This window comes from Aeromicrobium sp. NPDC092404, from assembly GCF_040684095.1.
Lineage (GTDB): Bacteria > Actinomycetota > Actinomycetes > Propionibacteriales > Nocardioidaceae > Aeromicrobium.
Genome location: NZ_JBFBFI010000001.1, coordinates 1,586,288 through 1,613,056, shown reverse-complemented (window position 1 = coordinate 1,613,056; position 26,769 = coordinate 1,586,288). Strand labels below are relative to the sequence as shown.

The window sequence follows — 26,769 nt, the reverse complement described above, 5'->3', positions numbered from 1 at the left end:
TCGGCACAGCGTACGTCCACACGGCGGTGTCGCGACCGGCCCGGCCGCGACACCGCCATGCGGGATCAGCCGCGGAGCGACCCGAAGAACTCGCGGATGTCGGCCGACACGACGTCGGGACGCTCGAGCGAGGCGTAGTGCCCACCGGTCTCGTGCTCGGTCCAGTGCACGATGTTGCTGTTGTCGCGGTCGGCGAACGTACGGATGGACGTGAAGTCGTCGGCGAACACCGCGACGCCGGTCGGGGCGTGGTTGACGGCCGGCTCGGTCCCGGCATGCGCCTCGGCGTAGTGGTAGCGACCGACCGTGGCCGACGTGTTCGTGAACCACTCCAGCGACACCTCGGTCAGGATCTGCTCGCGCGTCACGAGGCTCGTGCCGTTGCCGAACGACATGAACAGCTCGTTCCAGGCGAGCTGGCCCACCGGGGAGTCGGAGGTGCCGGCGGCGATGGTCTGCGGCCGGGACGCGTTGATCGCGTTGTAGCCGCCGACCGACTGGAACCACTCCATGTGCTCGAGGGCGGCGTAGTCCTTGGGCTGCAGCTGCTCGAACTCGGCGGGGTCGCCGGACGGGAAGGAGAAGAGCTGCAGGACGTGCAGGCCCAGGAATCCCTCGGGCTGCAGCAACCCGAGCTCCCGCGAGACCAGCGCTCCGCTGTCGCTGCCGTGGGCACCGTACGAGTCGTAGCCGAGTCGGCGCATCAGGGCGTCGTACGTCCGCGCGACCCGTGCCATCGTCCAGCCGTGGTCGGTGACCGGCGTGCTGAACGCGAAGCCGGGCATCGAGGGCACGACGACCGAGAAGGCGTCCTCGGCCCTGCCGCCGTGCGCCACCGGATCCGTGAGCGGGCCGATCATGTCGAGGAAGTCGACGAACGATCCGGGGTAGGTGTGGAGCAGCAGCAGCGGGGTCGCATCCGCCTCGACGGACGGCGCGTGGATGAAGTGGATCGTCTGACCGTCGATCTCGGTCAGGTAGTGCGGGAACTCGTTCATGCGTGCCTCCTGGACGCGCCAGTCGAACTCGCCCCGCCACTGGGCCACCATCTCCTGGAGGTAGTGGTTGGGCACGCCGTAGGTCCAGTCGTCACCGGGCGCCGGCGCGGGGTAGCGGGTCCGGGCGAGCCGGTCGTCCAGGTCGTCGAGCTCGGCCTGCGGGATGTCGATGATGAAGGGGCGGATGTCGGATGAGGTGCTTCGCTGTGTGGTCATGAGTCAACCGTAGAATCGATATAGGAAGACTTCGTTCCTATATCTGGAGTATCTTTTCAGCCATGTACGAGACCTCCTCACGGCTCCTGTCCCTGCTCTCGTTGCTGCAGTCCCGGCCGCAGTGGTCGGGTGCCGAGCTCGCCGAGCGGCTGGACGTCACGACCCGCACGATCCGCAACGACATCGAGCGGCTGCGGGCGATGGGCTACCCGGTCAACGCCGAGCGTGGGGTGCACGGCAGCTACCGGCTCGGCGCCGGCGCCGCGCTTCCTCCTCTCCTCCTGGAGGACGACGAGGCCATCGCGGTCGTGCTGGGTCTGCGGGCCGCGTCGACGAGTGCGGTCGAGCGCGTCGCCGAGAGCAGCACCGTGGCATTGGCCAAGCTCGAGCAGGTGCTGCCGTCGCGCCTGCGCCGCCAGGTGGCCACGCTGTCGCAGGTCACGACCCAGGTCGCCGACGACGCCGGCATCCCCGATGCCGACCCGACGGTGGATCCCGAGGTGCTGACCGCCGTCGCCGCGGCGATCCGCGACGTCGAGTGGCTCCGGTTCGACCACGACGACGAGCCTCGCCTCGTGGAGCCCTACCGGCTGGTCAGCTGGGAGCGTCGTTGGTACCTGCTCGGCCGAGACCCCGACGCCGACGTGTGGGGTGTGTTCCGGCTCGACCGCATGACGCTGCGGATGCGCACCGGGCGCCGATTCGCCCCGCAGCCCCTGCCGGACGAGGACGTCAGCGCGTACGTCATGCGAGCCGTCGCGTACGAGGGGTGGGCCGTGCACGCTCGCATCACGGTGCTGGCCCCGGCCGAGCAGGTCCGTGAGCGGATCAACGCTGCGGTCGGCATCGTCGAGCCGATCGACGACGAGTCCTGCGTGCTGATCACCGGCGCCGACAGCGTCGCGACGATGGCGGTCTACGTCGGCCTGCTCGACATGGACATCCGCGTCGACGAGCCGCCGGAGCTCGTCGAGCGGATGAAGGTGCTCAGCCGCCGGTACGGCGAGGCGGTCGGCTGAGTCCGCGGCGTCGGGGCCCCGGCCGCCCGGACGGGCTCGAGATGGGCCATACTTTCCGGGTCAGGCTCGCACGAGGTTGGCGTCGCGGACGTGGTGTAGTTGCAGCACGCTTCCCTTCCAGGGAATGGGTCGAGGTTCAAATCCTCGCGTCCGCTCCACACGCCACTCGAGCCCGATGCCGGCGCACTGACGCGTCGCCTGGCCGGTGCCGGGCATGGGCCGATCGTCAGCCCACCTCAGTCGTGCCGGCGACCACCAGATCGGCCAGGGCGCGGTAGGCATCTGAGTCGCTCAGACCGGTCCTCGAGCGGATGTCACCGCGGTGGATCGCCTCCATGACCTGAGCCGTCGCGGCGCCGACGAACGCAGCGTACGTCCGATCGGCCTCCGGGGTGGCCGCGCGGATCAGCTCCCTGACGCGCTCCGACGCACGTGCCGTGTTGAGCCGGTAGATCTCTCGCGCGGGGGCCATGGAGTGCAGGTCCGCGAAGAACTGTGGCGATGCCGGCGCAAGCTCCTCGGACACGCTCAGGAGATAGGTGGAGATGCGACCGACTGGGTCCGGCTGGGTGGCCACGCGAGCCTCGACGCGCTCGGTCGCCCGGCGGAAGAAGCTGCGAACGGTCGTGGAGATGAGCTGTTCCTTGCTCGGCGCCAAGGTGTAGAGCGTCGATTTGGAGCATCTGAGGCGCAGCGCCAGGTCGTCCAGGCTGAAGCCGAGAAATCCCTCCGAGAGGAAGAGCTCGATCAGCTGAGTCTGGAGCTGAGCGTGCCGGGGGGAGTGTCCTGGTCGGTGGCGCATGGTCCTACTGTACTGATATAGATTCGTCAGTACACCTTGAAGTATCGTCCCGAGGAGAGCAATGCCTGCCATCCGCCTGATGCCGTCCGACGAGTCCTCGGACCTGATCGCCCTGACCCGCGACATCGTGGCCAAGGAGCTGACGCCGAAGGTCGCGCAGATCGAGGCGTCGGCGGAGTTCCCTCGTGAGGTGTTCCGGACCCTGGGGAGGGCCGGGCTGCTGTCGTTGCCCTATCCCGAGGAGGTCGGCGGGGGTGGTCAGTCGTACGAGGTGTACCTGCAGGTGCTGGAGGAGATCGCGGCGGTGTCGGCGTCGGTCGGGGTGGGGGTCAGCGTGCACGCGCTGTCGTGCTTCGGCTTGTTCACCGCGGGCACCGACGAGCAGCGCCAACGATGGCTGCCCGAGATGTTGTCGGGCGAGCTGCTCGGCGCGTACTGCCTGTCGGAGGCGCACGCGGGCTCGGACCCGGCGGCGATGCGGACCCGCGCGGTGCGCGACGGCGACTCGTACGTGCTCAACGGCGCCAAGGCCTGGACGACGCACGGCGGCCAAGCCGACTTCTACAAGGTCATGGCGCGCACGTCCGACGACGGTGGGCGCGGGATCTCGTGCTTCCTCGTGCCGGCCGACACTCCGGGGCTGTCGGCGGACAACCCCGAGCAGAAGATGGGCCTGATGGGGTCCACGACCGCGACGATGCTGTTCGACGATGCCCGCGTCCCGGCCGAGCGACGGCTGGGTGACGAGGGGCAGGGGCTGCCGATCGCCCTGGCCGGCCTGGACTCGGGGCGCTTGGGCATTGCCGCGGTGGCCACAGGTCTGGCGCAGGGTGCGCTGGATGCCGCGGTCGCGTACGCCAAGGAGCGGCAGGCGTTCGGCAAGGCGATCATCGACCACCAGGGTCTGGGGTTCGTGCTGGCCGACATGGCGGCGGCGGTCGAGTCCGCTCGTGCGACCTATCTGGCCGCGGCCCGGCTCAAGGATGCGGGGCAGCCGTTCTCGCGGCAGGCCTCGATCGCCAAGCTGGTGTGCACCGACAACGCCATGAAGGTCACGACCGATGCCGTGCAGGTCTTCGGCGGCGCCGGCTACACCCGCGACTTCCCGGTCGAGCGCTACATGCGCGAGGCCAAGGTCATGCAGATCTTCGAGGGCACCAACCAGATCCAGCGCCTCGTGATCGCCCGCGACCTCGCCCGCTGATGAGGACGATCCTCGGCGAGCTGTCGGAGATCGTGGCGGGACGGGTCGACACCGACCCGGACGTCATGGTCGCGTACAGCCGCGACCAGTGCCTCACGGCGCCCGCTGGTGCACCGCTCGCGGTCGTCCACCCCACGTCGACGGCAGAGGTGAGTCAGGTCCTCCGGCTGGCCACGCGGCACCGACTCCCTGTGGTCACCCGAGGTGCGGGGTCCGGACTGGCGGGGGGAGCCAACGCGATCGACGGCTGCATCGTGCTGAGCCTCGACGCGATGAACCGGGCTCCACTCATCGACGCCGTTGCGCGGACTGCCACAGTCGAGGCCGGCGTGCTCAATGCTGATCTCGACGCTGCGGCCCGACGGCACGGCCTGTTCTACGCCCCCGATCCGGGCAGCAGGTCGATCAGCACGATCGGCGGCAACCTGGCCACCAACGCCGGCGGGATGTGCTGCACCAAGTACGGGGTGACGGCCGACCATGCCCTGTGCCTCACCGCAGTGCTCGCCGACGGCACCGTGATGACGACCGGCAGGGCGACGCTGAAGGACGTGGCAGGTCTGGACCTGGTACGGCTGCTGGTCGGGTCGGAGGGCACGCTCGCCGTCATCACGGAGGCGGTGGTGAGGCTCCGGCCCGAGCCTGACGGGGTGTCGACGATGGCAGCGTTCTTCGCCACGCCGCACGAGGCGATCGAGGTGGTGCAGGCGCTGACGGACATCGGTCCCGCCTGCGTCGAGATCATGGACCGGACCACGATCGCGGCCGTCAACGACATGACGCACATGGGTCTCGACCCCGACGCCGGGGCCCTCCTGCTCGTCCAGTGCGACGGCCGGGGCGCAGACCGCGCGGCCGCGGACTGCGTCGCGGTGATGCAGCGGGGAGGAGCCCGCGACGTCGCGATCACGCACGACCCCGCAGAAGGGGCCGCCTTCATGCGAGCTCGCGCCAGCGCGTACCCCGCGCTCGAGCAGCGCGGGTCCACGATGCTGGACGACGTGTGTGTCCCGGTGCACGCCCTGCCACGGATGCTGTCCCTCGTCGACCAGGTCGGCGCCGACCACGAGCTCACGATCGGCACGTTCGGACATGCCGCCGACGGCAACCTGCACCCCACGATCGTGTACGACGCGGCATCGCCCGCAGAGCTGCAGCGCGCGACCGAGGCGTTCGACGCCATCGTTCGGGGCGCCCTGGCCCTGGGCGGGACGATCTCCGGCGAGCATGGCATCGGGGCACTGAAGACCGGTCACCTGGGCGACCAGCTGGCGCATGCCGAACGGGACGTCATGCAACGCGTGAGGTCGGCGCTGGACCCGGCCGGAATACTCAACCCCGGACGTGCGTACTGACCCGCGACCAGCGCCCCGCGCAAAGTCGAACTTGACATCGAATTCAGTTTGTCTAATACTCCGGAGAACGCCAGTTTCGCCCCGCGCCGAGGCGGCTGTGCGTGATGATGTCCTCGGGGTACTGAAGACGGGCGGTGGCATGATGACGGTCGACAGTGCCACGCCCGGCATCATCCTCGACCCTCCCGTCGCGATGCCGTCCCGGGGCGGTCTGATCGATGCTCGCGCGATCTTCACGTTGCTCGGCCGCTTCTACGCGATGTCGCTCGAGACCTTCCGCCAGCTGTTCAAGCGGCCGTTCCACACCAAGGAGTTCATCGAGCAGGCGTGGTTCATCGCCAGCGTCTCCTTGCTGCCCACCTTGCTGGTGGCGATCCCGTTCTGCGTCATCATCGTCTTCCAGATCAACCAGCTGCTGGCGCAGATCGGCGCCGTCGACCTGGCCGGAGCCGGGGCCGGCCTGACGGTGGTGCGCGAGATCGGCCCCCTGGTCAGCGTGCTGGTGGTGGCCGGAGCCGGGGCCACAGCCATCTGCGCGGACCTGGGAAGCCGGACGATCCGCGAGGAGATCGATGCCCTGATCACCTTGGGGGTCAATCCGATCCACCGCCTCGTCGTGCCCCGTGTCGTCGCCTCCACCGTGGTGGCCCTCGCGCTGAACGGGCTGGTCACGTTCTTCGGCCTCGCGGGAGGATTCATGTTCTCGGTCTTCGTGCAGGACGCCAGCCCCGGCCTGTTCGTGTCGAACCTCAACCTGCTGGTCGGCCTGCCCGACCTGCTCACCAGCCTGTTCAAGGCCGCCGTGTTCGGCATGGGAGCAGGGCTGGTGGCCTGCTTCATCGGGCTGAACGTCAAGGGCGGGTCCAAGGGCGTGGGCGAGGCGGTCAACCAAACCGTCGTGTTCAGCTTCATGATGCTGTTCTTCACCAACAGCGTCATCACCGCCGTCTTCATCCAGTTCGCGCGGTGATCCGGTGAGTGCAGGCACGCGGGTCTCGGACTCGGCAGCGGTGACGGGTCTCGCGGGTCTCGGCCGGCAGGTCCGGTTCCTCCTCGGTGCCTACCTCGCCGTGCCCTTCGCCGTGCGGCGCCACCGTCGGGAGGTGCTGCGGCTCGTCAGCGAGGTCAGCCTCGGCAGCGGCGCGCTCGCACTCATCGGCGGCACCGTGGTCGTCATCAGCTTCCTGACCGCGGCGGTGGGGATCGAGGTCGGGATCCAGGGATACACGTCGCTCGGCAACATCGGGGTGAGTGCCCTGTCCGGCTTCATCGCCGCGTACGTCAACACCCGCGAGGCCGCTCCCGCGATCGCCGGCATCGCCCTGACGGCGACCGTCGGCGCAGGCTTCACGGCGCAGCTGGGAGCCATGCGGGTCTCCGAGGAGATCGACGCCCTCGAGGTGATGGCCATCCGCTCCATCCCGTACCTGGTGTCCACCCGCATCGCCGCCGGATTCCTCTCGGTCATCCCGCTCTACGCCGTGGCCGTCGTGATGTCGTACGTCTCCACCCGCCTGGTCGTCACGGTCTTCTTCGGGCAGTCCGCCGGCACCTACGAGCACTACTTCTCCACGTTCCTCATCCCTGCCGACCTGCTCTACTCGTTCGGCAAGGCGCTGCTGATGGCGTTGCTGGTGCTGTCCATCTGCTGCTACGAGGGCTACACCGTCAAGGGCGGCCCGGCGGAGGTCGGACGTGCGGTGGGCCGTGCCGTGCGCACGTCCTTGATCGCCATCATGATGCTGGACCTCCTGTTCGGCCTGGCCGTCTGGGGCGGCACGTCGACCGTCCACGTGGCGGGCTGACATGACGCGACAGGTCAAGGACGTCGCCCTCGGCGTGATCTTCCTCCTCGGGATCGCCCTGCTCGCCCGCCTCGCGGTGGGCCAGTTCAATCACGAGTACGAGCGGACGTTGCCGGCCACGGTCGAGGCCCCGCGCGCCGGGCTGCTGCTGGAGAAGGGGTCGCAGGTCAAGCTCCGCGGGGTGGAGGTGGGCCGCGTGTCGAAGGTGGAGCCTGCGCCGGGCGGCGCGCGCATCCACCTGGCCCTCCAGCCCGGCAAGCAGCGGCTCATCCCCGCCGACGTCCGGGCCTCCATCATCCCGCCGACCGTGTTCGGGTCCAAGTACGTGGAGCTGGCCGGCTCGACCGAGACCGACGGGCCGGCGATCGCGTCCGGCGCCGTCATCGACGCCGACCACGTGACGGTCGAGACCAGCACGACGTTCGCGCACTTGGCGGAGCTTCTCGAGGCCGCGCCGCCGGCCAAGGTCAACGCCGCCCTGACCTCGCTGGAGGCCGCGCTCAGCGGGCGCGGTGAGGAGCTGGGCGAGTTCCTCACGGACCTCGACGCCTATCTCGCCCAGATCAACCCCGAGCTGCAGGTGTTCACCCGTGACCTGCGTTCGGCGGCGCGCGTGGCCAAGACCTACGCCGATGCCGCACCCGATCTCGTGGGCGTCGCCGAGAACCTGACCACCACGAGCAACCTAATCGAGGACAACCCGGCCACGCTCGACGCCTTCCTGCTGAGCCTGCGAACCGTCTCGACCCGGTCCCAACGATTCCTGGAGGCCAACGAGGACCAGCTGGTCACGACGCTGGACGTCCTCGCACCGACCACCCAGCTGCTGGCCCGGTACTCACCTGAGTTCCCGTGCCTGTTCCAAGGTCTCGTCAGGGCGTTGCCGCTGGCCGAAGCCTCGATCGGCGGGACGAATCCCGGGCTGACGGCCGAGTCCTCCTTCATCCCGGCGATCGAGCCGTATCGCTACCCTCGTGACCTGCCGAAGGTCGGGGCGGACGATCCGCCGGGCTGCTACGGACTGCCGGACATCACCGGTGCCGTCCCGCCCCGGCACAAGGTCTTCGACACCGGGCGCGACCCCTACCTGAATGCCAACCCGCGACCGGGCGTGGACCTGGACAACCTGGCCGAGCTGCTGTTCGGCTCGCTGCTCGGGGGCACGCCATGAACGTCCGTGCGAGTGCCATCAAGCTCGTGGCGTTCTTCGCCGTGTGCGGGCTCATCACGACCTATCTCGCGATCGTCATCGGCGACCTCAGCCTCACTCCGCGGCACCGCTACGGAGCGGTCTTCGACGACGTGTCCGGGCTCAAGCCCGGCAGCCCGGTTCGCATCGCGGGGGTCAAGGTCGGTTCGGTCAGCGACGTGCGCATCCACGGAGGCACGCGCGCCCGCGTCGACTTCGAGGTCGACGAGTCGGTGACGCTGTCCTCGCGGACCGAGCTTGCCGTGCGCTACAAGAACCTGATCGGCGACCGGTACCTCGAGCTCACGGGCGGGCAGTCGGGCGCCGACGTCCTTGAGCCGGGCACGGTGATACCGGCGACGAGGACGGCGGCGGCGCTCGACCTCGACACGCTGCTGGACGGATTTCAGCCCCTCTTCCAGGGCCTCGACTCGGCCGAGATCAACGCGTTGTCGACCGACATCGTCCGGACTCTCCAGGGGGAGGGCGGCACGGTCCGCGCCATCTTGAGCCATGTCGGCTCCCTCACCGGGACGTTGGCCGACCGCGACGAGGTCGTCGGCGAGGTGATCGACAACCTGCGGGCGTTTCTCGACGTGGTCGCCTCCAGGGAGTCCAACCTGGACGCCCTGGTGACCAACGTGCAGAGCCTCGTCACCGGGTTGGACCGGGAGCGCCGCCTCATCGGGACGGCCTTGACCGATGTCGGGGACCTCGGACGCACGACCGCCGATCTGCTCGCGGAGGTGCGTCCGGACCTGCGCGCCAACATCGAGTCGCTGGACGCAGTGGCCGGCACCTTGGCCAGTCGGCAGGACACGCTGCGGTTGGTGCTCGACAAGCTGCCCGACACGTATGCCCGGCTCGCGCGCTACGGGTCGTACGGCAACTTCTTCAACTTCTACGTGTGCGCGTTGCGGTTCAAGGTCGACGGGCCTGACGGGCCGATGTACACCCCGTACCAGCGAAGCGGAGCCGCCCGATGCGAGGACTGAGGATGCAACGCTCGTTCACCGAGATGAACCCGGTCGTGATCGGCGTCGTCGGAACGGTCTGCACGTTGGCGCTGCTGGTCGTGTCGTTGAACCTGACGAACCTGCCGTTCACGGGGGAGGGTCATGTCTACCGCGCGCAGTTCGCCGAGGTCGGCAACCTCAATCCCGGTGACAGCGTCGAGGTCGCGGGTCTGCAGGTCGGCACGATCAACGACATCCGCCTGCGCGACGGGCTGGCCGAGGTCGAGTTCGAGGTCTCCGACCGAGCCGTGCACCTGGGTGAGGAGACTCGGATTCAGGTCTCGACCCTGACGCTGCTGGGCAAGCGAGGTCTGCGCCTCACCAGCGCCGGACCCGGCACGCTCGACCCCGGGCGCGTCGTGCCCGTCGCGCGCACGGAAGGCCCCTACGACCTGACCGAGGCGCTCTCGGGCCTGACGCAGACGACGGGAGCCATCGACACGGCGCAGGTCGCCAAGGCCCTGGAGACCCTCACCGAGACCTTCGGGGGCACCGCCCCGGCCCTGCAGTCGGCGGTGCAGGGATTGTCCGACATCAGCGCACAGGTGGCGGATCGCGACGACTCGGTCAAGGCCCTGCTCGGATCGGCCGAGACCGTGACCTCCGTGCTGGCAGACCGGAACGAGCAGATCCGTCTGCTGCTCAAGGACGGGTCGACCCTGCTCGGCGAGCTGAACACCCGACGGGCGGCGGTGATCAGGCTGCTGGACGCCACACAGGAGGTCTCGCGCCAGCTGACCGGGCTCGTGGGGGACAACAGCAAGGCGATCGGGCCAGCCCTCGACAAGCTCAACGACGTCACCGCGCTGCTCAATCGCAACAAGGCCAACCTGGAGAACATCCTGGCCCGGGCCGGCGTCTACGCCACGGGACTGGGCGAGTCGCTTGGCAGCGGGCCGTTCTTCAGCGCGTACGTGCAGAACCTGGTGCCGCCCACCAGCCTCCTGCCGGTGCTCGGGGGGTTGAGCCAATGACGCGCGTCCGCCACGGGCTGATAGCCCTGGTCCTCGTCATCCTGGCGTCGGCCGTGGTCGTCCGCCTCACGGGGTGGAACGACGCCGGGACGCGAGGGGTCGATGCCTACTTCCGGTCCACCACCGGCCTCTACGTCGGCGACGAGGTGCGCGTGATCGGCGTCAAGGTCGGCAAGGTGGAGTCGATCACCCCCACCGCCGACGCCTTCCGGGTGCGGCTGCAGGTGCCTCACGACCTGGAGCTGCCTGCGCAGGTCAGGGCGGCCATCGTCCCGCCCAACCTCGTGAGCGGCCGGTTCGTCGAGCTGGCGCCCGCCTACAGGGGAGGCGCACGCCTGGGTCGCGGCGAGCCGGTGCGGTTGGACAGGACCGCGGTCCCGGTCGAGTGGGACGAGGTCAAGTCCCAGCTGACCGAGCTCTCGCAGGCGCTCGGGCCCGACGGTGCCAACAAGGAGGGTGCCCTGGGTGACGCGGTGGTGACGGCGGACGCGAACCTCGACGGCCTGGCCCGGAAGCTGAACGACACGCTCGGGACGATGGCAACCAGCTCACGCGCGCTCGCGGACGGGCGCGGTGACCTCTTCGCCACGGTGGACCACCTCCAGCAGCTCGTCAGCACCATCCGGGCCAGCGACTCCGACGTCCGGGCGTTCAGCGCCCAGCTCGACGGGGTGGCGGAGGTGCTCGCGGCCAACCGGACCGACCTGTCCGCGGCGGTCACGCTGCTCGACCAGGCCCTGCGGGACGTCACGGGCTTCGTCCGGACGAACAAGGCATCGCTGTCCAAAGGCGTCGACCAGCTGACCGAGCTCGGGTCGACGCTCGCGGGCCGGACCGACGAGATCGAGACGATCCTGCACGTGCTCCCGACCGCGCTGGCCAACTTCTACAACGTCATGGATCCCCGGTACGCCTCGGTCACCGGTGCCCTGTCGGTCGACAACGCCCGGGATCTCGGCCAGCTCGTGTGCGGTGCGGTGGTGTCGACCGGTGCTCCGGTGACGGACTGCAAGAAGGCGCTCGGCCCCCTGCTCGAGCTGCTCCGACTCAACGACCTGTCGTTGCCCGGAGGAAATGCCGGAGCTGAGGCGGCGCCGCCGTCCGAGCAGCCCTCTCCAGCGCCCGACGCTGCTCGACCGACGACGCCGGCCCCCCTGGGCGGATTGCTCGACCTGCTGGTTCCCGACGCGGAGGAGGGCCGATGAGAACGATCAGGCGATCGTGGTCGTCCGCGGTCGCGGCGATCGTGGTGGCAGGTGTGCTCGCGTCGGGGTGCGGCCTGACTGATCCTGGCAGCGCCGTCCTCCCGGGCGGTGTGGCCAGCGGGGGCGACGGCTACCGGGTGACCGCCGAGTTCGAGAGTGTCTCGAACCTCGTGCCCAACTCGTCCGTCATGTTCAACGACGTGACGATCGGCACCGTGCGCTCGATCGACCTGGATCGCCGGACGTGGCGGGCGCGAGTCGTGCTGAGCCTGGACCGCGACGTCGACCTGCCTGCCGATGTCACCGCGTCGGTGGCGCAGAAGAGCCTGCTCGGCGCGGAGTACGTCGAGCTGGCCGCGCCGGGGGAGCCGAGCACCGCGCTCCTCGAGCCCGCGGCCGTGATCCCCGCGTCGCGCACGAATCGCTACCCCGAGGTCGACGAGCTGCTGTCGGCCCTGTCGCTGCTGCTGAACAACGGTGGTCTGGACAAGATCCGCAGCATCACCGCTGAGCTGCACGACGCGCTCGGCGGGCGCAGCGCCGACGTCCGGTCGCTGCTGGACCGGCTCGACGTGTTCGTCGGGTCCTTGGCCGGGCAGCGCAGCACGATCAAGGAGACGATCCAGCACATCAACCGCTTGTCGAGGACGTTCGCCCAGGAGTCCGAGACGGTCCGCGACGCGCTCGAGGGGATCACTCCTGCGGTCGCGCGGCTCGAACGTGAACGCCCGGACATCGTCCGGGCCCTGCGCGCCGTGGACGAGTTCGCCGTGGTGGCTGAACGCGTCGTCACCGAGTCCCGTGCGGGGCTCGCGGCCAACCTCGAGTCGCTCCGGCCCGTGCTCGGCAAGCTCGCCGAAGCCGGTGACTCGGTGCCGGACTCCCTTCCCATCGCGCTCAGCTTCCCCTTTCCCGTCACGACGCTCGAGCGCGCCGCACCGGGGGACTACCTCAACGCCTTCCTCACGTTCGACTTCCGCCTGGGCACCCTGCAGCGGGACCTGCTCGGCCAGGTGCCGCTCGTCGGCGGCCTTCCGCTGGGTGCGGCACTCGACGCGAACGACCCGACGACCGCGCCCCTGACGACTCCGCCTGCCGGGAAGGACGCGGCGAAGGGCTCGGCTCCCAAGCCCCCTGCCGCCACATCGCCCGAGCCCCGGGCGACCGAGCCCCCGGCCGCGCCCTGCGGGCTGCTCGGCCAGCTGCTCGGGAGCTGCACATGATCACGCGTCGGACACGGGTCCAGCTGGTGATCTTCGCCGTCGTCAGCATCGTGATGGTCGCGGTGACCTCGGTCCTGTACCTCCGGCTCCCTCAGCAGCTCGGCATCGGGCAGTACGACGTGACCGCGGACTTCGCCGACACGTCGGGCCTCTACGCCAACGCGCTCGTCACCTACCGCGGCATGGACGTCGGCAGGGTGCGCGGACTCGACCTGCGAGCCGACGGAGTCACCGTGCGGATGAGCATCGACGACGAGCGACGGATCCCGGCGAACGTGACGGCGAGGATCCGGAGCACCTCAGCCATCGGCGAGCAGTACGTCGACCTGGAGCCGGCGACCGTGTCGGGACCGATGCTTCGCGACGGAGCCGAGATCGAGCGAGCCCGCACCAAGGAGATGCCTCAGGTTGGCCCGTTGCTCGACAGCTTGGATGCGCTGGTCGAGTCCGTCCCCGAGGAGGCGCTCGGCCGGCTGCTGACGAACGTCGCGGTCAGCTTCGAGGGCAGCAGCGACGACGTCGACACGCTGTTGACCGCTTCCGCACAGCTCGTGTCGACCGCGTCGGACCACGTCGAGTCGACCCGCGCCCTGCTCCGGGACCTCGGGCCCGTGCTGCAGACGCAGGAAGATCTCGCTGACCAGACCCTGTCGTCGGTCGCCGACCTCGAGTCGTTCACCAAGGATCTCGCCGGCAGCAGCGATCATCTCCTCCGGCTGTTGCTCGCCCTGCCCGCGGCCACCTCCCAGGTGCTGGACCTGCAGGACCGCCTCGAACCCACCCTTCCGGTCCTCCTGTCGAGCCTGACGACGGTCGGCGACGTGGTGTACACCTACCTCCCCGGGGTCCAGCAGGTTCTCGTGATCTACCCGCCGCTGGTCTCCGACCTGATCGCCGACGTGCTGCCCTACGCCGACCGGTCGGCCGTGCCGCTGGACTTCCGGCTGAACCTGAACGACCCGCCCACGTGCACCAAGGGATTCATCCCGGTCAAGGACCGGAGGGACCCGAGCGAGACGTCGCTGGTGCCCACGCCCCCCGGCCTGTACTGCAAGGAGCCGGTCGATGCGGTGCAGGACGTCCGGGGCGCGCGCAACCTGCCCTGCCTGAACAACCCGGGGGTTCGCGCGGCGAGCCCCAAGCTGTGCCGAGCCGGGGCGCCGGCCAACCGTCGTTCGGGGGCCTCGGACCTCGCCGCGACTCCGTACGACCCAGCGACCGGTGGCTTCAGCGCGCCGGACGGTGCGCGATACCTGTTGGGCTCCACGGGCCCGACCACGTCAGGAGGAAGCACGACATGGCAACAGCTCTTGCTGAGGGCGAGATGACCGACCGACCCGCGCCTGAAGGGGTGCGCCGAGTCCGACGACCCGGATGGCAGGTCGTCGTGGTTCTGACGCTGGCGGTCGGTCTCACGATCTACGGCGTGGTGGGTGTCCTCGACCTTCGCGAGCATCGCGCGCGCGACGTGCAGCGTGACGACGCCGTCCGCACGGCCAACCGAGCCGTGCTGCTGCTCGTGTCCATCACCAAGGACAACGCGGACCGCAACCTGGACGACCTGTTGGAGCTCACCGAGACCGGTACCGGGTTCCGCGAGAACCTCGCGCAGCTGGCGAAGACGTTCCAGCAGACGGTCGAGGCCGGAAAGGTGACCTCGACGGGTGAGGTCACCTCGGCCGGGCTCGTCCGCATGACCGACACCTCGGCACGAGTGGTCGTCGCGGCGTCCGCGGTCGTCGTCAACGTCGACGCTCCTGATGGAGAACCACGCAACTACCGGATGTCGGTGTCTTTGAAGCGCGTGGACGGCACGTGGAAGATCAGCAACATGGAGTTCGTCGCATGAGCCGCCGACCTGCGGTGCTGGTCCGGGTCGTCGTGGCCGTGGCGCTGCTCGCCCTGCTTGCCGTCGACGTGCGCCTGTCCGTCGTGCGGGACAACCGTGAAGAGGTGGAGTCCGCGCGAACCGAGGCGCTGGCGAGCGCAAGGAAACGGGTCCCCGCGGTCCTGTCGTACCACCACCGCTCGCTCGACGCCGATCTCGCCCGGGCCACCCGACAGCTCACCGGGCCCTTTCGCCGCGACTTCAGCGAGCTCGTCCGGTCGACGGTCGAGCCAGCGGCGCGCAAGAGCCAGATCGTCACCAAGGCGGTGGTGCGATCAGCCGGCATCGTCCGGGCGAAGTCCGACAAGGTCGTGGTGCTGCTGCTGGTCAACCAGCAGACCAGCACGAAGTCGCAGACCGCGCCCAGGATCGACGGCAGCAGGGTGCAGGTGACGATGCAGCGCAAGGGGTCGAGCTGGTTCGTCGCCGCCATCAAGCCGGTGTGACGGGCTCGCCGAGCTCCTCTGCGAAGGCCAGGACCAGGTGGGCGAGCTCGGGCGCCAGCATCGCGAGATGACCGGCTCGCGCCAGGACCACCTCGTCCACGAGCCGGAGCCCGGCGACCAGGTCGGTCGTGTGGTCGGCAGGCAGGGCACGGTCTGCGCCGGCGCGCACCACCAGCGCAGGGCACGCCACCTCTGGCAGGCGCGGCCGCAGGTCGATGGTCGACGCCAGCTCGCAGCAGTCTGCGTACGCTGCGGCGTCGACTCCGGCGAGCATGGCCAACGTGCGGTCGGCCTGGTCGGCCGGCACGTCCCACCGCTCCGCGATCGCGGGGGCGAGGTCACCCAGCCCTGATGCGCGCACCCGCGCTGCTCGATCCAGCCACGCCGCCGGGTCACTGGGGCACGCCGTACCGGCTGCCAGCACGAGGCCGGCCACCGTCGCAGGCTCGCGAAGCGCCACGGCGAGCGCGAGGCAGGCGCCGAAGCCGACACCGACCACGACCGCCTGTCCGCGGTCCGGGACCAGGGCCAGGAGGGTGTCGGCGAAGCGGTCGAGGTCGGTGCAGTCCGCGCCGCCGAGGGGCACGTCCACGGCTCGGGGCTGGTGCCTGGGCGAGAGGAGCCGGGCCGTGTCGGCCCAGACGTCGGCCGTCGTGCCGAGCGGCCCGAGGAGGAGGACCGTCGTCACCCGATCGCCGGCGCTCTGGGTGCGGGGGTCCACCCGGTGCCGGAGGGGTGGCCGTACCGGTTGCGAAGCACGCCCAGGCCCTCGATCTCGAGCTCGACCAGGTCCCCGGGCGCCAGACGCTTGCCGATCTCGAGGGTGCAGCCTTCGTTGCAGGTGCCCGAGCCCAGCAGCATCCCCGGCACGAGCTCCTCAGCCTGCGAGGTCCAGGCGACGAGCTCAGCGATCGACCAGATCATGTCGGCCGTGGTCGACCGGTTCCACGTCTCCCCGTTGACTCGTGTCTGCATCACCAGACCGGCCTCCAGGTCCAGCTCGTCGAGGCTGGTGACCCACGGTCCCACGGCGCAGGCGAAGTGCTTGCCCTTGGAGGGGCCGAGACCACCGGTCATCTCGCGGGCCTGGATGTCCCGCGCCGAGACATCGTTCAAGATGGTCAGCCCCGCGACGTGCTGAAGGGCCTCGTCCGGAGTCAGGTTCGTCCCCGGACGACCGATCACGATGCCCAGCTCGAGCTCGTAGTCGAGATGCTCGCTGTAGTGGGGCCACGGGACCTCGTCGTCAGGTCCGATGAAGGCCAGCGGGTTGCCGCAGTAGCTGACCGGGAGCTCGTACATGACCTCGGGGACCGGCTTGCCCTGCCACCGGTACCCGAAGCTGAAGTGCCGCTCGAACGTCATGAAGTCTCGGTAGCCGGCAGGATCGAGGGCGTTGACCAACGGCGTGCTCGCCGCGACCGGGGCATCGCCTGCGGAGACCGCCGCCGCACACGCCTCCTGAAACAGCGGCCCGACCGAGAGCGCCTCGCTCAGGCTGCCCGGCACCACCGCCGCAGCGACCCGCGCCGCCGCCTGGTGCGTGGCGCCCAGACGCACCAGCCGCAGGCGCTCAGCCGTGCGCACGTCCACCCATCCAGAGCTCGGGTCAGCACTGGCCAGCAGCCTGGGCTGGGGGCCGTCGCCGACATCCACGACCGTGCGTGCGTAGTGCACGTCAGAGCTCCAGGCCTGCGGGAAGCGGGTCCTGGGGGGTGGGGAACTCTCCGTCGATGAGCTCGATGCGATGCCCGTCGGGGTCGACGGCGAAGCACACGCGCACCTCGGCGCGATCGGCCGGATGGAACGGCTCGGACTCCAGGTTGATCCCGTCCTCACGCAGCGACCGGACCACCGCGTCGAGATCGCCGACGGCCAGCGCCAGGTGTCCGGTCCCGGGGTCGCGTGAGTAGTCCGGATCGGTCGTCCCGTTGACGGCCAGCTCGATCGTCACGCCGGGATCCCCGGGCGCCGACACGTAGAGGAGGTAGTAGCCCTCGGCGATCTGCAGGCACCCGGTCACCTCGAGGCCCAGCGAGCGGTAGAAGCTCACGGAGGCCGCGGGGTCCGACACCCGCAGATTCGCATGCGAGAACCGGACGCTCATGAGTCTTCCTTGGTCAAGGTCTCCATGTCGTACGACTTCTCGTCGGCCATCGGCCAGTACCCGTGGGTCGCCCAGCACTCCATGGCCATGCCGGTCGGCAGCTCCTTGGTGAGCAGCTCACGCCACGGCTGCACCAGCAGGGCGCGGGTCATTCGCCGGTGGGAACGGGCTCGGGCCATGAACACGGTGCGTGCCAGCTCCCATGCGCGGTTAAGCAGCTGGTCGTCGGGCACGACCTCGCCGACGACCCCGGCGGCGAGCATGTCCTCGGCCGTCAAGGTCTGGCCGGTCAGCAGGAAGTGGCGGGCACGGATGGGTCCGAGCAGCTCACGGAAGACGGTCTGGACACCGTCGCCCGGGACGATCCCCATGCCGGTGTAGTGCCCGTCGCTCATGGTCGTGCTCTCCGAGCAGATGACCAGGTCGTTCAGGAGCGCGAGCTCTTGATGGATGAAGAACGGTCCGTTGATGGCCGCGATCACCGGGATCTCCAGGTTCAGCAGCGACATCGGCTCGTGGACCTGGTCCGCGTACCAGAAGTCGTACCCCTTTTCGAAGTCATAGGGCTTGTCGAACTCGTAGCGGACCCACCCGGCAGGGTCCATCGACGCGAGGAAGGCGTCGCCGCTGCCCGAGAAGATGACGCACTCGTTCTCCGGGTCGTGCCCGATGTCTGCGAACGCCGGGATGAACGCGCGATGGAGCTCGAGGCTCCACTTCGCCGAGTCGCCGCCCGTGTGCATCCGTACCTCGAGGATGCCGTCCTCCCGCCTCATCTGGAAGTATTCCTGCCACGCGACCGAGTAGTCCTCGAGGTGGGTCCGGTACATCTGGTTGGCCTTGTGCACGCGCATGCGTTTCCTTCCGTTGGTGCGGTGAGGGGTGGGTACGTCAGGTGGTCGAGACGGTGCGGGCTACGTACGGCTCGGGGATCCAGTCGCCGCCGCGACGAGCATCGGCGCCAGCCGCCACGGCCCGGTCGAACACCGTGTCGCAGGCGGTCTCGGCGAGTCGGCGCAGGCGGGCCACGTCGACACCGACCAGCTCACCGTCCCGCTTGACCGCCTTTCCGGCGACGTAGACCGACTCCACGTCCCCGGCGTGCGAGCCGAGCGCGACGGCTCCGTACGGGTTGTTGAGGGGCGCGTGGTGGAGGGTGTCCGCCCGCAGGACCACCAGGTCGGCCTGCTTGCCGGGGGTCAAGGTCCCGATCTTGTCCTCCATCCACAGCGAGCGCGATCCCACCACCGTGGCCATCTCGAGCAGGTCGCGCGCGGTGACGGTGAGCCGGTCGGGCATCGCGTCGGCGTGCGCATGCTGCATCGCGCGGGTGAGGGCGGCGGTGGACCGCATCGCGCCGAACATGTCGCCGACGGAGTTGATGACGATGTCGATCCCGAGGCTCGGGCGCAGCCCGAGCTCCATGAGACGCAGGACCGCCGGCCAGCCGAGGCCGAAGTGGGACTCGCTGTCGACCGTGACCGACGGCGGCCGGCACCCGGCGTCGCGGATCAGCCGCAGCTCCTCGTCGCTCGAGGCGTTGCAGTGCACGAACAAGATGTCGTCGGCCAGGAGGCCCCAGTCGTGCAACGACGTGACCGGCCCGTGATTGGCGGGCAGGCGGTCCCCGTTGCCGACGTGGATGCTCATCTTGAGGTCGAGCTCGCGGGCCAGGGCCATGTCGTGCTCCACGACCGCGCGGGTCGTGAACTCGGGTCCGCGGGGCGACATGGCCATGGTCACCAAGCCGTCGTCGTGGGGGAACCAGGTCTCGCGGACGTGTCGTGCCACCTGGTCGCTCGCGGGAACATCACTCATCGGCAGCCAGTCGTCGTTCGGGTCGCCCAGACCGAAGACCGCGCGACCGCCGGCGTCTCGCAGGCCGGCCACCGCGGCGTCCGCCGCGTCCTGGTCGTTGATGCAGTGCGCCCAGTCGAAGATCGTCGTGATGCCCATGTCGAGCGCCTCGAGGGCGCCGACGAGGTTGGCCGCGTACATCTCCTCGGCGCCGAAGTGGCGTCCGAGCTGACCGCGAACCCCCGAGAAGTAGTGGGATCCCTGCCAGTCGGTGGCGATGTTGCGCAGCACCGACTCCCAGGTGTGCCGGTGCGTGTCGATGAACCCCGGCATCAGGATGCGGCCGCTGACGTCGACGACCTGCGCGTCGCCGACGCCCAGGTCGGCCCCGACGGCGGCGATGAGCTCGTCCTCGATGAGCAGCTCACCGCGCGGCAGGATGCCGATCTCGGGGTCCAGCGACATGACCATGCCTCCGGTCAGCAGCGTTCGCATGCGGTCTCTCCCGGTCTCAGGCGCCCGGCGCCCGGTAGATCGTCACGACAGCGGCGCCGCCGAGCCCGATGTTGTGCTGAAGGGCGGCGCGCGCGTCGTCGACCTGGCGGGCCCCGGCCGTGCCGCGCAGCTGCCAGGTGAGCTCAGCGCACTGCGCCAGCCCCGTGGCCCCGAGGGGGTGCCCCTTGCTGATCAGGCCGCCCGACGGGTTGACCACCCACCGGCCGCCGTAGGTGGTGTCCTCGTCATCGACGAGGTGGTGCCCGTGACCCTCGTCGCACAGGCCGAGGGCTTCATAGGTGAGCAGCTCGTTGGTGGCGAAGCAGTCGTGCAGCTCGATGACCTGCACGTCGGAGACGTCGAGCCCGGCCTCGGCGTAGGCTGAGCGGGCTGCCGCGCGCGTCATGCCGGCGCCGACGATCTGCGCGGCCGACCGAGAACTCAGCGTCGCGTCGGTGTCGGTCACCATGCTCTGTCCGGCGATCTCGACGGCTGTGTCGCGCAGTCCGCGCTCGTCCATCGCTCGTTCGCTCATCACGACGGCCGCGGCGGCGCCCTCAGAGGTCGGCGAGCACATCAGCCGGGTGAGCGGGTCGTGCACGGCCGGGGAGGCCATGATCTCGTCGACGGAGTACGCGTCCTGGAACTGCGCGCGCGGGTTGTTGACCGAGTGGGCGTGATTCTTCGCCGCGATTCGTGCGAAGTGCTCGGCGGTCGATCCGTGCCGGTGCATGTGCTCGCGCCCGGCGTTGCCGAACAGCTGCGCCGCAGGAGGCCCGGACTCGGGCGGGTAGAGATCGGTCATCGACGCGACGTGGAGGTCGAGGGGGTTGGTGCGGTCCTCGTACTGCGTCACGAGCGACCCGCGCTGCATCTTCTCGAAGCCGACGGCCATGGCGACGTCCACGACCCCGGCGGCGACCAGCTGACGTGCCGCGAACAGCGCGGTCGACCCGGTGGAGCAGTTGTTGTTGACGTTCACCACCGGTACGCCGCTGCGGCCGAGGCCGTACACGGCGCGCTGACCCGAGCAGGAGTCGCCGTAGACGTATCCGACGTGCACTTGCTCGACCTCGTCGTAGCCGATGCCGGCGTCCTCGAGGGCGGCGGTCCCGGCCTCCAGGACCATGTCGGGGTAGTCCCACTCGCGGCGGCCCGGCTTCTCGAAGTTCGTCATGCCGACACCGGCGATGAACGTCCTGCGCGCAACGCTCATGTCAGATGCTCCTGTCGTGGTCGGCCCAGAACTCCTCGCGCACCTCGCGCTTCAGGATCTTGCCGACCGACGTACGGGGGAGGGCTTCGCGGATCTCGACGCGCTTCGGGGTCTTCACCCCGGACAGCCGGTCCCGGCAGAAGGCCACGAGCTCGTCCTCTGTCAGGGCGGCGCCGGGCCGCAGCTCGACGACGGCCGTCACGATCTCGCCCCAGTGCGCGTCGGGGGCGCCGACGACGACACAGTCAGCGACGCCGGGATGCTCGGCGACCACACGCTCCACCTCGGCGGAGTACACGTTGAAGCCGCCCGAGATGATGACGTCCTTCGAGCGATCGACCAGGTACAGGTACCCGTCCTCGTCCAGGTAGCCGATGTCGCCGGTCCGGTGCCACGCGCCGTGCTTGGAGCGTTCGGTCTCCTCGGGCTCGCGGAAGTAGCCGGTCATCACCAGGTTGCCGCGGACGCACACCTCACCGCGCTCACCCTGGGGGACAGGTTCGCCGTCGCTGTCGAGGATCGCCAGTCGCACGAACGGAGTCGCGCGCCCCGCGCTCGACAGCCGATGAACGGCATTCTCGTCCAACGCCCTCGTGTGCTCGGCCGCGGTCAGGGCGGTGCAGATCATCGGCGCCTCGGTCTGTCCGTAGAGCTGGACCATCACCGGGCCGAACACCTCCATGGCCTCGACCAAGCGGGTCGGTGAGATCGGAGCCGCGGCGTAGAGGAAGTGGCGGACGGACGAGAGGTCGTGGTCGGCTCGCGAGGGCGCGTCGAGGAGCATGTAGATCAACGTCGGAGGCAGGAAGATCGTGTCGACCCGGTGGGTCTCGATCGCCTCGAAGATCGCAGGCGGCGAGGGGACTCCCAGCACCACGATGGTGCCGCCCAGCGCCATGATCGGGAACGCCAGTGCGCCTGCCGCATGGGTCAGGGGAGCGGCGGCGAGGTAGGTCGGCGGGGCGCTGAACTGGACGGTGGCCAGCACGGTGGCCGTCATCGTCTCGAAGGTCAGGTCGGACAGCATGACCCCCTTGGGAGTGCCGGTCGTCCCCCCGGTGAAGCCCAGCACGGCTGTCCGGTGCGGATCGCTCGACGCCTCCGGGACGGCAGCCTTGGGGCCGGCCAGCCATTCGGCCAGCGGTACGGCTGACTCGCCGGCAGCGCCGTCCCCGGCAACCACGACCGCCTTGAGGGACGGAAGATCGGCCAGCAGCTGACCGGCGGCGGAGGCGAACATCGGGTGCACGAACAGCAGCTCGCACTCCGACGTCCGCAGCACCTGGGTCGTCTCGGCGATCGTGGCACGGGCGTTGACCGGGACCCAGATCTGCTCAGCCCGAGCGATGCCGAGGACGCAGAGGAACGCTGTCGGATCGTTGGGGCTGAGCACGGCCACGGCGGAGCTGGGGCCGAGGTCGGCCACCAGGCGCTCCGCGACGGCCGTGATCTGCTCGTCCGCCTCGCGGTAGGTCACGTGGTCGTGGTCGAACACGAGGAAGGGGCGGTCGGCGTGCAGGGCACGGCCGCTGTCGAAGTAGTCGATGAGGCGCACATCGGCATCCGAACACAACTTGAAGATGATGTCAATATCAAGTACGCTGTCACGAGTACGCTGAGGCGTGGAGAGCGACGGTGACGGACAGGTGGATGGCACGATGAAAGCCAGCGCGACAACCAGCGACCGGCCGGTCCTGACGGCGCGGGGCCAACGCACCCGTGGGATCTTGGTGGATGCCGCGCGGAAGGTGTTCGACCGCGACGGCTTCTTCGACGCCCGCATCGCCGACATCGCCGACATGGCGGGGGTCGCCCATGGAAGCTTCTACACCTATTTCGAGGGCAAGGAGCAGATCTTCCGCGCGGTCGCCGAGCAGGTGGCGGAGGAGATTCTCGCGCAGAGCCAGCCGCCGGAGGACGCTCCCCAGGATCCGCTCGCACGCATCGAGCTGACCAACCGCGCCTACCTCGCAAGCCAGGGACGCAACCGCAGGTTCTTCGACACCCTGAACCAGGTCGCGACGTTCAGCGACGAGCTCTCGCAGCTTCGGCGCGACCTGCGACGCCATTTCGTCGATCGCGCAGTGGCCGGCATCCGGCACGGCCAGGCTGCCGGAGTCTTCGACGCGTCATTGGACGCCGAGGCGACCGGCAATGCGCTGTGCGCCATGGTCGAGCACATGAGCTACCTCGTCGCAGTCCTCGGAGAGCCGCTCGAGGAGGCCCGTGTGCTGGACACGATGAGCCTCATCTGGGCCCGCACGCTCGGGCTCACCGACGCCAGCAGCTCCCTCTGACGGTCACCCCTGACGACGCCTGCTCCACCAGTGGAGCCCCGCCAAGGCGACCAGCCCGGCAGCCAGAGGCGCGGTGGGGTCGGTACGGAGGTCGTTGCTGCCGACGATCAGGGACGGTCGCGGATCCTGCAGTCGTGAGCACAGGAGCCGCGCTGACGGCGCCAGGACGGCCGCCTCGTCGAGCAGCCCCTCCATCTCACCGGCCAGGTGGGACAGCTCGAGGCGAGCGTGCCGGTGATGGGCCGCGAACCGGTTGATGCCGAACGTGCTCGTGAACATCTGACGCACGGCGAGGTGCAGCATCGGCTCCGGAACCTTGCCTAGTCGCGCCAGGTGAGCGGGGGTGAGGTGGTGCCCGGTTCGTCGCACCGCGACGTAGCTCTCCTTGACCGCGCGACCCAGGACGCGCTGGATGTCCGGCGTGGTCGACAGGCGCCACGGGTCCCCGCCCGCGAGCTCGAGCGCCCCGGCCATGGCCACCACGACGGCGTGGTGGGTGCGGCGCCAGCTGGCCATGTCCGGCTCGAGGTCGACCGGGACCCCCGCGCTGAGGAACAACGACCTCACGTCATCGGCGGCGGGGTGGTGCGCGTCGATCGTCACCGGGAAGCGCTTTCCCTTGTCGGTGTCGAATTGCTGCACCTCGCCACCCGACATGGTGCCCCCGGCGCCGGTGAAGGCCACGACAGCGCGAGCGGCCGGCAGTCCGGCGGTGACGTCGACGATGCCGTTCCCCAGGAGCACCACGGGCGCCCTGCCCGTCGGGACGAGCTTGATGGCCTCCGGCAGGTCGTGAGCACCCACCGCCACCAGCACCACGTCGGCGGTGTCGCGCGCGGAGGTGCCGACGCCCACGGGGGTCACCGAACGACGCCCACTCACGATGTCGTGGATCCTGGCGCCGCCCTCGAGCTCGTCCGCCCGACGCCCACGAGCCACCAGGTGCACGTCATGGCCGGCCTCGGCCAGCTGAGCTGCGTAGATGGTCCCGACGACGCCTGCGCCGATGACGTCGACCCTGGTCATGCCAGCATGTCGTTGAGCCGCTTGAACATCACCGCGTACAGGGCGGGGAAGTTGGCGACCGACACGTGGTCGTCCGCTCCGCCGCCCTTCGGGAGCACGTCCAGCGTGGCGCGCTCGCCGAGCAGCTCCACGAGGTGACGGGAGAGGGCATACCAGGCCGGCGGCTCGGACTCGCCGACGATGACGGCAACCGGTGCCTCGATCCGGGCCAGGACGTCGTCGGCGATGACGAACTGCTCGAGGTGCTCGATCATCTGGGACCACCTGGTGGCCGGTGCGAACCTCGCTGAGAACCAGTCGAACCCGAAGGCGACCGGAGGCACTCCGCGGAGCGCCTCCATGTGCGCGTCGACATCGTCCATCGTCTTGCCCGCGGCCAGCATCTGGTCGATCCCCGCCACTGAGGTGGCCAGGTGGCGCAGGTCCTGGAGGGCGGCGTCGAACACCCACGCCTTGACCCGCGGCTCGAACGCCGCAGCCCGGGGACCCAGGTATCCGCCCAAGCTGAAGGCCGCCAGCGCGAGACGATCGCCGTCGACGCCGGGCTGCTGCAGGACGAGATCGACTGCTGCCGACACGTCGCGCTCGCTGTCCGGAGCGAAGTGCGACACCTCGTTCATCGCCAGGCTGGATCCCTGCCCGGGCACCTCGAACAAGAACACGTTGTAGCCGCGTTCCAGCGCCGCGAGCCCGGCGATGAGGCCGAGCTCCTCGACGCACGAGTCGCCGCCACCGAGCAGCATGAGGGTGGGGGCGTCGTCGGCCGTCGGGCACGGCAGGTACCAGGCCGGCAGCCGCACGCCCCGCGACTCGTACTCGAGGTACTCCGCGGCCTGGCCGGTCGCGGCCATCGCGGCGCCGAAGCTGGCCTTCACGTGCTCGCGGATCTCCCGGCGCCGAGCGTCCTTCTGCGGCAGGAACTGCTCCGACGCGTGCGCGTAGTTCATCGAGCGCAGGTGCGCGCTGCGGGCGTCGGGGCCGGTCAGCTCCGCTGCCGCGTCCGCGCAGCGTTGCGACATCTGCCGCCAGGCGACGTGCCAGGTCTCCAGGTCGGCCTGGTCGATCTGTGACGCGAGCGTCAGGACCTCGCCCAGGGTGGCTGCACCGTGCACCGCGTACCCGAGGAAACGGCTCACCTGGAAGTCGACCCAGGCGTCGGGGAAGAGATTGAGCCGCATCTCCGCCATCACCAGGCTGTCATTGGGCTTCGTTTCGGTCATAGCCGTTCCATCTCCTTCTTGAGTCCGTCCAGGTATCCCATGCGCAGCCCCCACCCGCCGACCGGAGTGCGATCCATCGCCGTGTCGCGCAGGGTCTGCACGAGCGGGTTGCGGCTGTGGAAGATCGCACCCAGGGCCCGGGCGAACTGCACGGTCTGTGTGGTGTGGCCCCGGCGGAGATCGTCGTACGACCGCAAGGCGGCAGCGACCTCCTCGGTCCGGTCCAGGTCGACGTCGCGCAGGATCTTCGCGAGCTGCCAGCCGTCCTCGATCGCCATCCCCGCGCCGTAGCCCGCATAGGGGGAGGTGGCGTGCGCAGCGTCTCCGAGCAGGGTGACCCGCCCGCGAGACCACCGTGGCAGCGGGCGCTTGTCCTGGATCTCGCGACGGATCAGCACGTCTGGATCGGTCGACGCGACGCACTCGGCGATGAAGGGATCCCACCCTCCGGACCAGATCTCGGCCAGGACGTGCTCGAGACCGGCGCCGGGGCCGGTGCCCGGGTGCACCCGCTCGATGTACCACCACTGACGACCCAGTCGGCCGTCGGCGAGCCGGAGTGGCAGGTGACCGACCTGCGCGTGGCGGTTGTGCATGATGCGGCCCTCGCGCTCAGGTCGGCCGGCATAGTCGCACCAGCCCTGCCAGGCCACGAGCCCGTGGCTGCGCAAGGGCGCGCGACCCCACAGCTGGTCCCGGATCACCGAGTGGATGCCGTCCGCCCCGATCACGAGGTCGGCCGTGTGGGTGGAGCCGTCGTCGAACGTCACGTCGACATGCGTGCCGGTGTCGTCGACCCGGGTCACGCGACGGCCCGATGAACGGGACGAGGTGGGGATGAGGTCGAGGAGTGCCTCGTGGAGCGTCGGGCGGAGCATCGACCAGACCGAGGCGCCGAAGTCCCGCTCCAGCTCGGGGCTGGAGATGACGCCGGTCCGCGTGGTTCCGTCGGCCCGGGCGAAGTCCAGGTCGACCGGGACTCCGATGGCGTCCAGGTCGACGCCAAGCTCGGACAGCACCCACATCGGCGGTGCCGACAGCGAGATGCCGGACCCGATCGGCCGGATCGCGTCCTTCTGCTCGAACAGGTGAGCATCGAGGCCGGCTCGCCTCAGGGCGATGAGAGCTGTCAGGCCGCCGATCCCGCCACCGACGACGACGATGGAGTGCTTGGTCACCGGTCCTCCTGACTGGGACGCGCCGCGGGTGTGCAGCGAGGTATGCGTATATTGATCCACGAATATGAATCCGATGTCAAGTTCATTTTAGGA

The 26,769-nt window shown here is 69.6% G+C and carries 26 protein-coding genes and 1 tRNA gene; 15 read left to right on the top strand and 12 right to left on the bottom strand.

Annotation, left to right across the window (positions count from 1 at the left end):
* Window positions 1-65: 65 nt before the first annotated feature.
* Window positions 66-1,214: an epoxide hydrolase family protein gene (locus tag AB0N22_RS08135; protein ID WP_364637963.1), complete on the bottom strand. Its 1,149-nt coding sequence runs from the start codon at window positions 1,212-1,214 to the stop codon at window positions 66-68.
* Window positions 1,215-1,276: 62 nt separating this feature from the next.
* Between AB0N22_RS08135 and AB0N22_RS08130 the strand changes: the two genes are divergently transcribed.
* Together AB0N22_RS08130 and AB0N22_RS08125 are read left to right on the top strand one after the other, a co-directional pair.
* Window positions 1,277-2,233 (top strand): WYL domain-containing protein, encoded by a 957-nt coding sequence (locus tag AB0N22_RS08130; RefSeq protein WP_364637961.1) that lies wholly within the window; start codon window positions 1,277-1,279, stop codon window positions 2,231-2,233.
* Between the two features lie 84 nt (window positions 2,234-2,317).
* Window positions 2,318-2,391: transfer RNA gene (locus AB0N22_RS08125), tRNA-Gly, on the top strand.
* A 68-nt stretch (window positions 2,392-2,459) separates the two neighbouring features.
* Here the strand turns inward: AB0N22_RS08125 and AB0N22_RS08120 are convergent.
* The gene (locus AB0N22_RS08120; protein WP_364637959.1) at window positions 2,460-3,035 is read right to left on the bottom strand and encodes a TetR/AcrR family transcriptional regulator; all 576 of its coding nucleotides are present in this window, start codon (window positions 3,033-3,035) and stop codon (window positions 2,460-2,462) included.
* A 61-nt stretch (window positions 3,036-3,096) separates the two neighbouring features.
* Between AB0N22_RS08120 and AB0N22_RS08115 the strand changes: the two genes are divergently transcribed.
* The 12 genes from AB0N22_RS08115 to AB0N22_RS08060 all read left to right on the top strand — a co-directional run bounded on the left by AB0N22_RS08115 (window position 3,097) and on the right by AB0N22_RS08060 (window position 15,340).
* Entirely contained in the window at window positions 3,097-4,239 is a 1,143-nt protein-coding gene (locus AB0N22_RS08115) for an acyl-CoA dehydrogenase family protein (protein WP_364637957.1), read from the top strand.
* Complete coding sequence (locus AB0N22_RS08110) at window positions 4,239-5,594, top strand: FAD-linked oxidase C-terminal domain-containing protein (RefSeq protein WP_364637955.1); 1,356 nt, start codon at window positions 4,239-4,241, stop codon at window positions 5,592-5,594. The genes AB0N22_RS08115 and AB0N22_RS08110 overlap by 1 nt, the downstream gene beginning before the upstream one ends.
* 193 nt (window positions 5,595-5,787) lie before the next feature.
* Window positions 5,788-6,564, top strand: coding sequence for an ABC transporter permease (locus AB0N22_RS08105; protein ID WP_364639265.1), 777 nt, complete (start codon window positions 5,788-5,790; stop codon window positions 6,562-6,564).
* A gap of 4 nt (window positions 6,565-6,568) precedes the next feature.
* Window positions 6,569-7,399: an ABC transporter permease gene (locus AB0N22_RS08100; protein WP_364637953.1), complete on the top strand. Its 831-nt coding sequence runs from the start codon at window positions 6,569-6,571 to the stop codon at window positions 7,397-7,399.
* Between the two features lies 1 nt (window position 7,400).
* Entirely contained in the window at window positions 7,401-8,570 is a 1,170-nt protein-coding gene (locus AB0N22_RS08095; protein ID WP_364637951.1) for an MCE family protein, read from the top strand.
* Window positions 8,567-9,583: an MlaD family protein gene (locus AB0N22_RS08090; protein ID WP_364637949.1), complete on the top strand. Its 1,017-nt coding sequence runs from the start codon at window positions 8,567-8,569 to the stop codon at window positions 9,581-9,583. Before AB0N22_RS08095 ends, AB0N22_RS08090 begins: the two co-directional genes overlap by 4 nt.
* 2 nt (window positions 9,584-9,585) lie before the next feature.
* Complete coding sequence (locus tag AB0N22_RS08085; RefSeq protein ID WP_364637947.1) at window positions 9,586-10,578, top strand: MCE family protein; 993 nt, start codon at window positions 9,586-9,588, stop codon at window positions 10,576-10,578.
* A complete protein-coding gene (locus AB0N22_RS08080; RefSeq protein WP_364637945.1) occupies window positions 10,575-11,783 on the top strand; it encodes an MCE family protein in 1,209 nt (402 codons plus the stop codon). Before AB0N22_RS08085 ends, AB0N22_RS08080 begins: the two co-directional genes overlap by 4 nt.
* Entirely contained in the window at window positions 11,780-13,006 is a 1,227-nt protein-coding gene (locus AB0N22_RS08075; RefSeq protein ID WP_364637943.1) for an MCE family protein, read from the top strand. The genes AB0N22_RS08080 and AB0N22_RS08075 overlap by 4 nt, the downstream gene beginning before the upstream one ends.
* Entirely contained in the window at window positions 13,003-14,334 is a 1,332-nt protein-coding gene (locus tag AB0N22_RS08070; protein ID WP_364637941.1) for an MlaD family protein, read from the top strand. The genes AB0N22_RS08075 and AB0N22_RS08070 overlap by 4 nt, the downstream gene beginning before the upstream one ends.
* A complete protein-coding gene (locus AB0N22_RS08065; RefSeq protein WP_364637939.1) occupies window positions 14,304-14,855 on the top strand; it encodes a hypothetical protein in 552 nt (183 codons plus the stop codon). The genes AB0N22_RS08070 and AB0N22_RS08065 overlap by 31 nt, the downstream gene beginning before the upstream one ends.
* Entirely contained in the window at window positions 14,852-15,340 is a 489-nt protein-coding gene (locus AB0N22_RS08060) for a hypothetical protein (RefSeq protein ID WP_364637937.1), read from the top strand. The genes AB0N22_RS08065 and AB0N22_RS08060 overlap by 4 nt, the downstream gene beginning before the upstream one ends.
* On the opposite strand, the gene AB0N22_RS08055 is transcribed toward AB0N22_RS08060, so the two are convergent.
* The 7 genes from AB0N22_RS08055 to AB0N22_RS08025 are packed head-to-tail and all read right to left on the bottom strand — an operon-like array spanning window position 15,327 to window position 22,510.
* Complete coding sequence (locus AB0N22_RS08055; protein WP_364637935.1) at window positions 15,327-16,028, bottom strand: alpha/beta hydrolase; 702 nt, start codon at window positions 16,026-16,028, stop codon at window positions 15,327-15,329. The genes AB0N22_RS08060 and AB0N22_RS08055 overlap by 14 nt on opposite strands.
* Window positions 16,025-17,017, bottom strand: a complete 993-nt coding sequence (locus AB0N22_RS08050) for a fumarylacetoacetate hydrolase family protein (protein WP_364637933.1) — start codon at window positions 17,015-17,017, stop codon at window positions 16,025-16,027. The genes AB0N22_RS08055 and AB0N22_RS08050 overlap by 4 nt, the downstream gene beginning before the upstream one ends.
* A gap of 1 nt (window position 17,018) precedes the next feature.
* The gene (locus AB0N22_RS08045) at window positions 17,019-17,447 is read right to left on the bottom strand and encodes a VOC family protein (RefSeq protein WP_364637931.1); all 429 of its coding nucleotides are present in this window, start codon (window positions 17,445-17,447) and stop codon (window positions 17,019-17,021) included.
* Window positions 17,444-18,301, bottom strand: coding sequence for an enoyl-CoA hydratase/isomerase family protein (locus AB0N22_RS08040; protein WP_364637929.1), 858 nt, complete (start codon window positions 18,299-18,301; stop codon window positions 17,444-17,446). The genes AB0N22_RS08045 and AB0N22_RS08040 overlap by 4 nt, the downstream gene beginning before the upstream one ends.
* 37 nt (window positions 18,302-18,338) lie before the next feature.
* Entirely contained in the window at window positions 18,339-19,739 is a 1,401-nt protein-coding gene (locus AB0N22_RS08035) for an amidohydrolase family protein (RefSeq protein WP_364637927.1), read from the bottom strand.
* Window positions 19,740-19,755: 16 nt separating this feature from the next.
* Window positions 19,756-20,955 carry a lipid-transfer protein gene (locus tag AB0N22_RS08030; protein WP_364637925.1) on the bottom strand — a complete coding sequence of 400 codons (1,200 nt, stop codon included), beginning with the start codon at window positions 20,953-20,955 and terminating at the stop codon, window positions 19,756-19,758.
* A 1-nt stretch (window position 20,956) separates the two neighbouring features.
* The gene (locus AB0N22_RS08025) at window positions 20,957-22,510 is read right to left on the bottom strand and encodes an AMP-binding protein (protein WP_364637923.1); all 1,554 of its coding nucleotides are present in this window, start codon (window positions 22,508-22,510) and stop codon (window positions 20,957-20,959) included.
* 175 nt (window positions 22,511-22,685) lie between these two features.
* Here AB0N22_RS08025 and AB0N22_RS08020 point away from each other — a divergent pair, with 175 nt between their 5' ends.
* On the top strand, window positions 22,686-23,252 hold the full coding sequence (locus tag AB0N22_RS08020; protein WP_364637921.1) for a TetR/AcrR family transcriptional regulator: 567 nt from the start codon (window positions 22,686-22,688) through the stop codon (window positions 23,250-23,252).
* A gap of 3 nt (window positions 23,253-23,255) precedes the next feature.
* Here AB0N22_RS08020 and AB0N22_RS08015 read toward each other — a convergent pair whose 3' ends face one another.
* Genes AB0N22_RS08015 through AB0N22_RS08005 form a run of 3 tightly spaced genes read right to left on the bottom strand, consistent with a single transcriptional unit; the run spans window position 23,256 to window position 26,676 of the window.
* Window positions 23,256-24,278 (bottom strand): 2-dehydropantoate 2-reductase N-terminal domain-containing protein, encoded by a 1,023-nt coding sequence (locus AB0N22_RS08015; protein ID WP_364637919.1) that lies wholly within the window; start codon window positions 24,276-24,278, stop codon window positions 23,256-23,258.
* Window positions 24,275-25,498 carry an alpha/beta fold hydrolase gene (locus AB0N22_RS08010; protein WP_364637917.1) on the bottom strand — a complete coding sequence of 408 codons (1,224 nt, stop codon included), beginning with the start codon at window positions 25,496-25,498 and terminating at the stop codon, window positions 24,275-24,277. Before AB0N22_RS08010 ends, AB0N22_RS08015 begins: the two co-directional genes overlap by 4 nt.
* On the bottom strand, window positions 25,495-26,676 hold the full coding sequence (locus tag AB0N22_RS08005) for an NAD(P)/FAD-dependent oxidoreductase (RefSeq protein ID WP_364637915.1): 1,182 nt from the start codon (window positions 26,674-26,676) through the stop codon (window positions 25,495-25,497). The genes AB0N22_RS08010 and AB0N22_RS08005 overlap by 4 nt, the downstream gene beginning before the upstream one ends.
* Window positions 26,677-26,769: the final 93 nt, after the last annotated feature.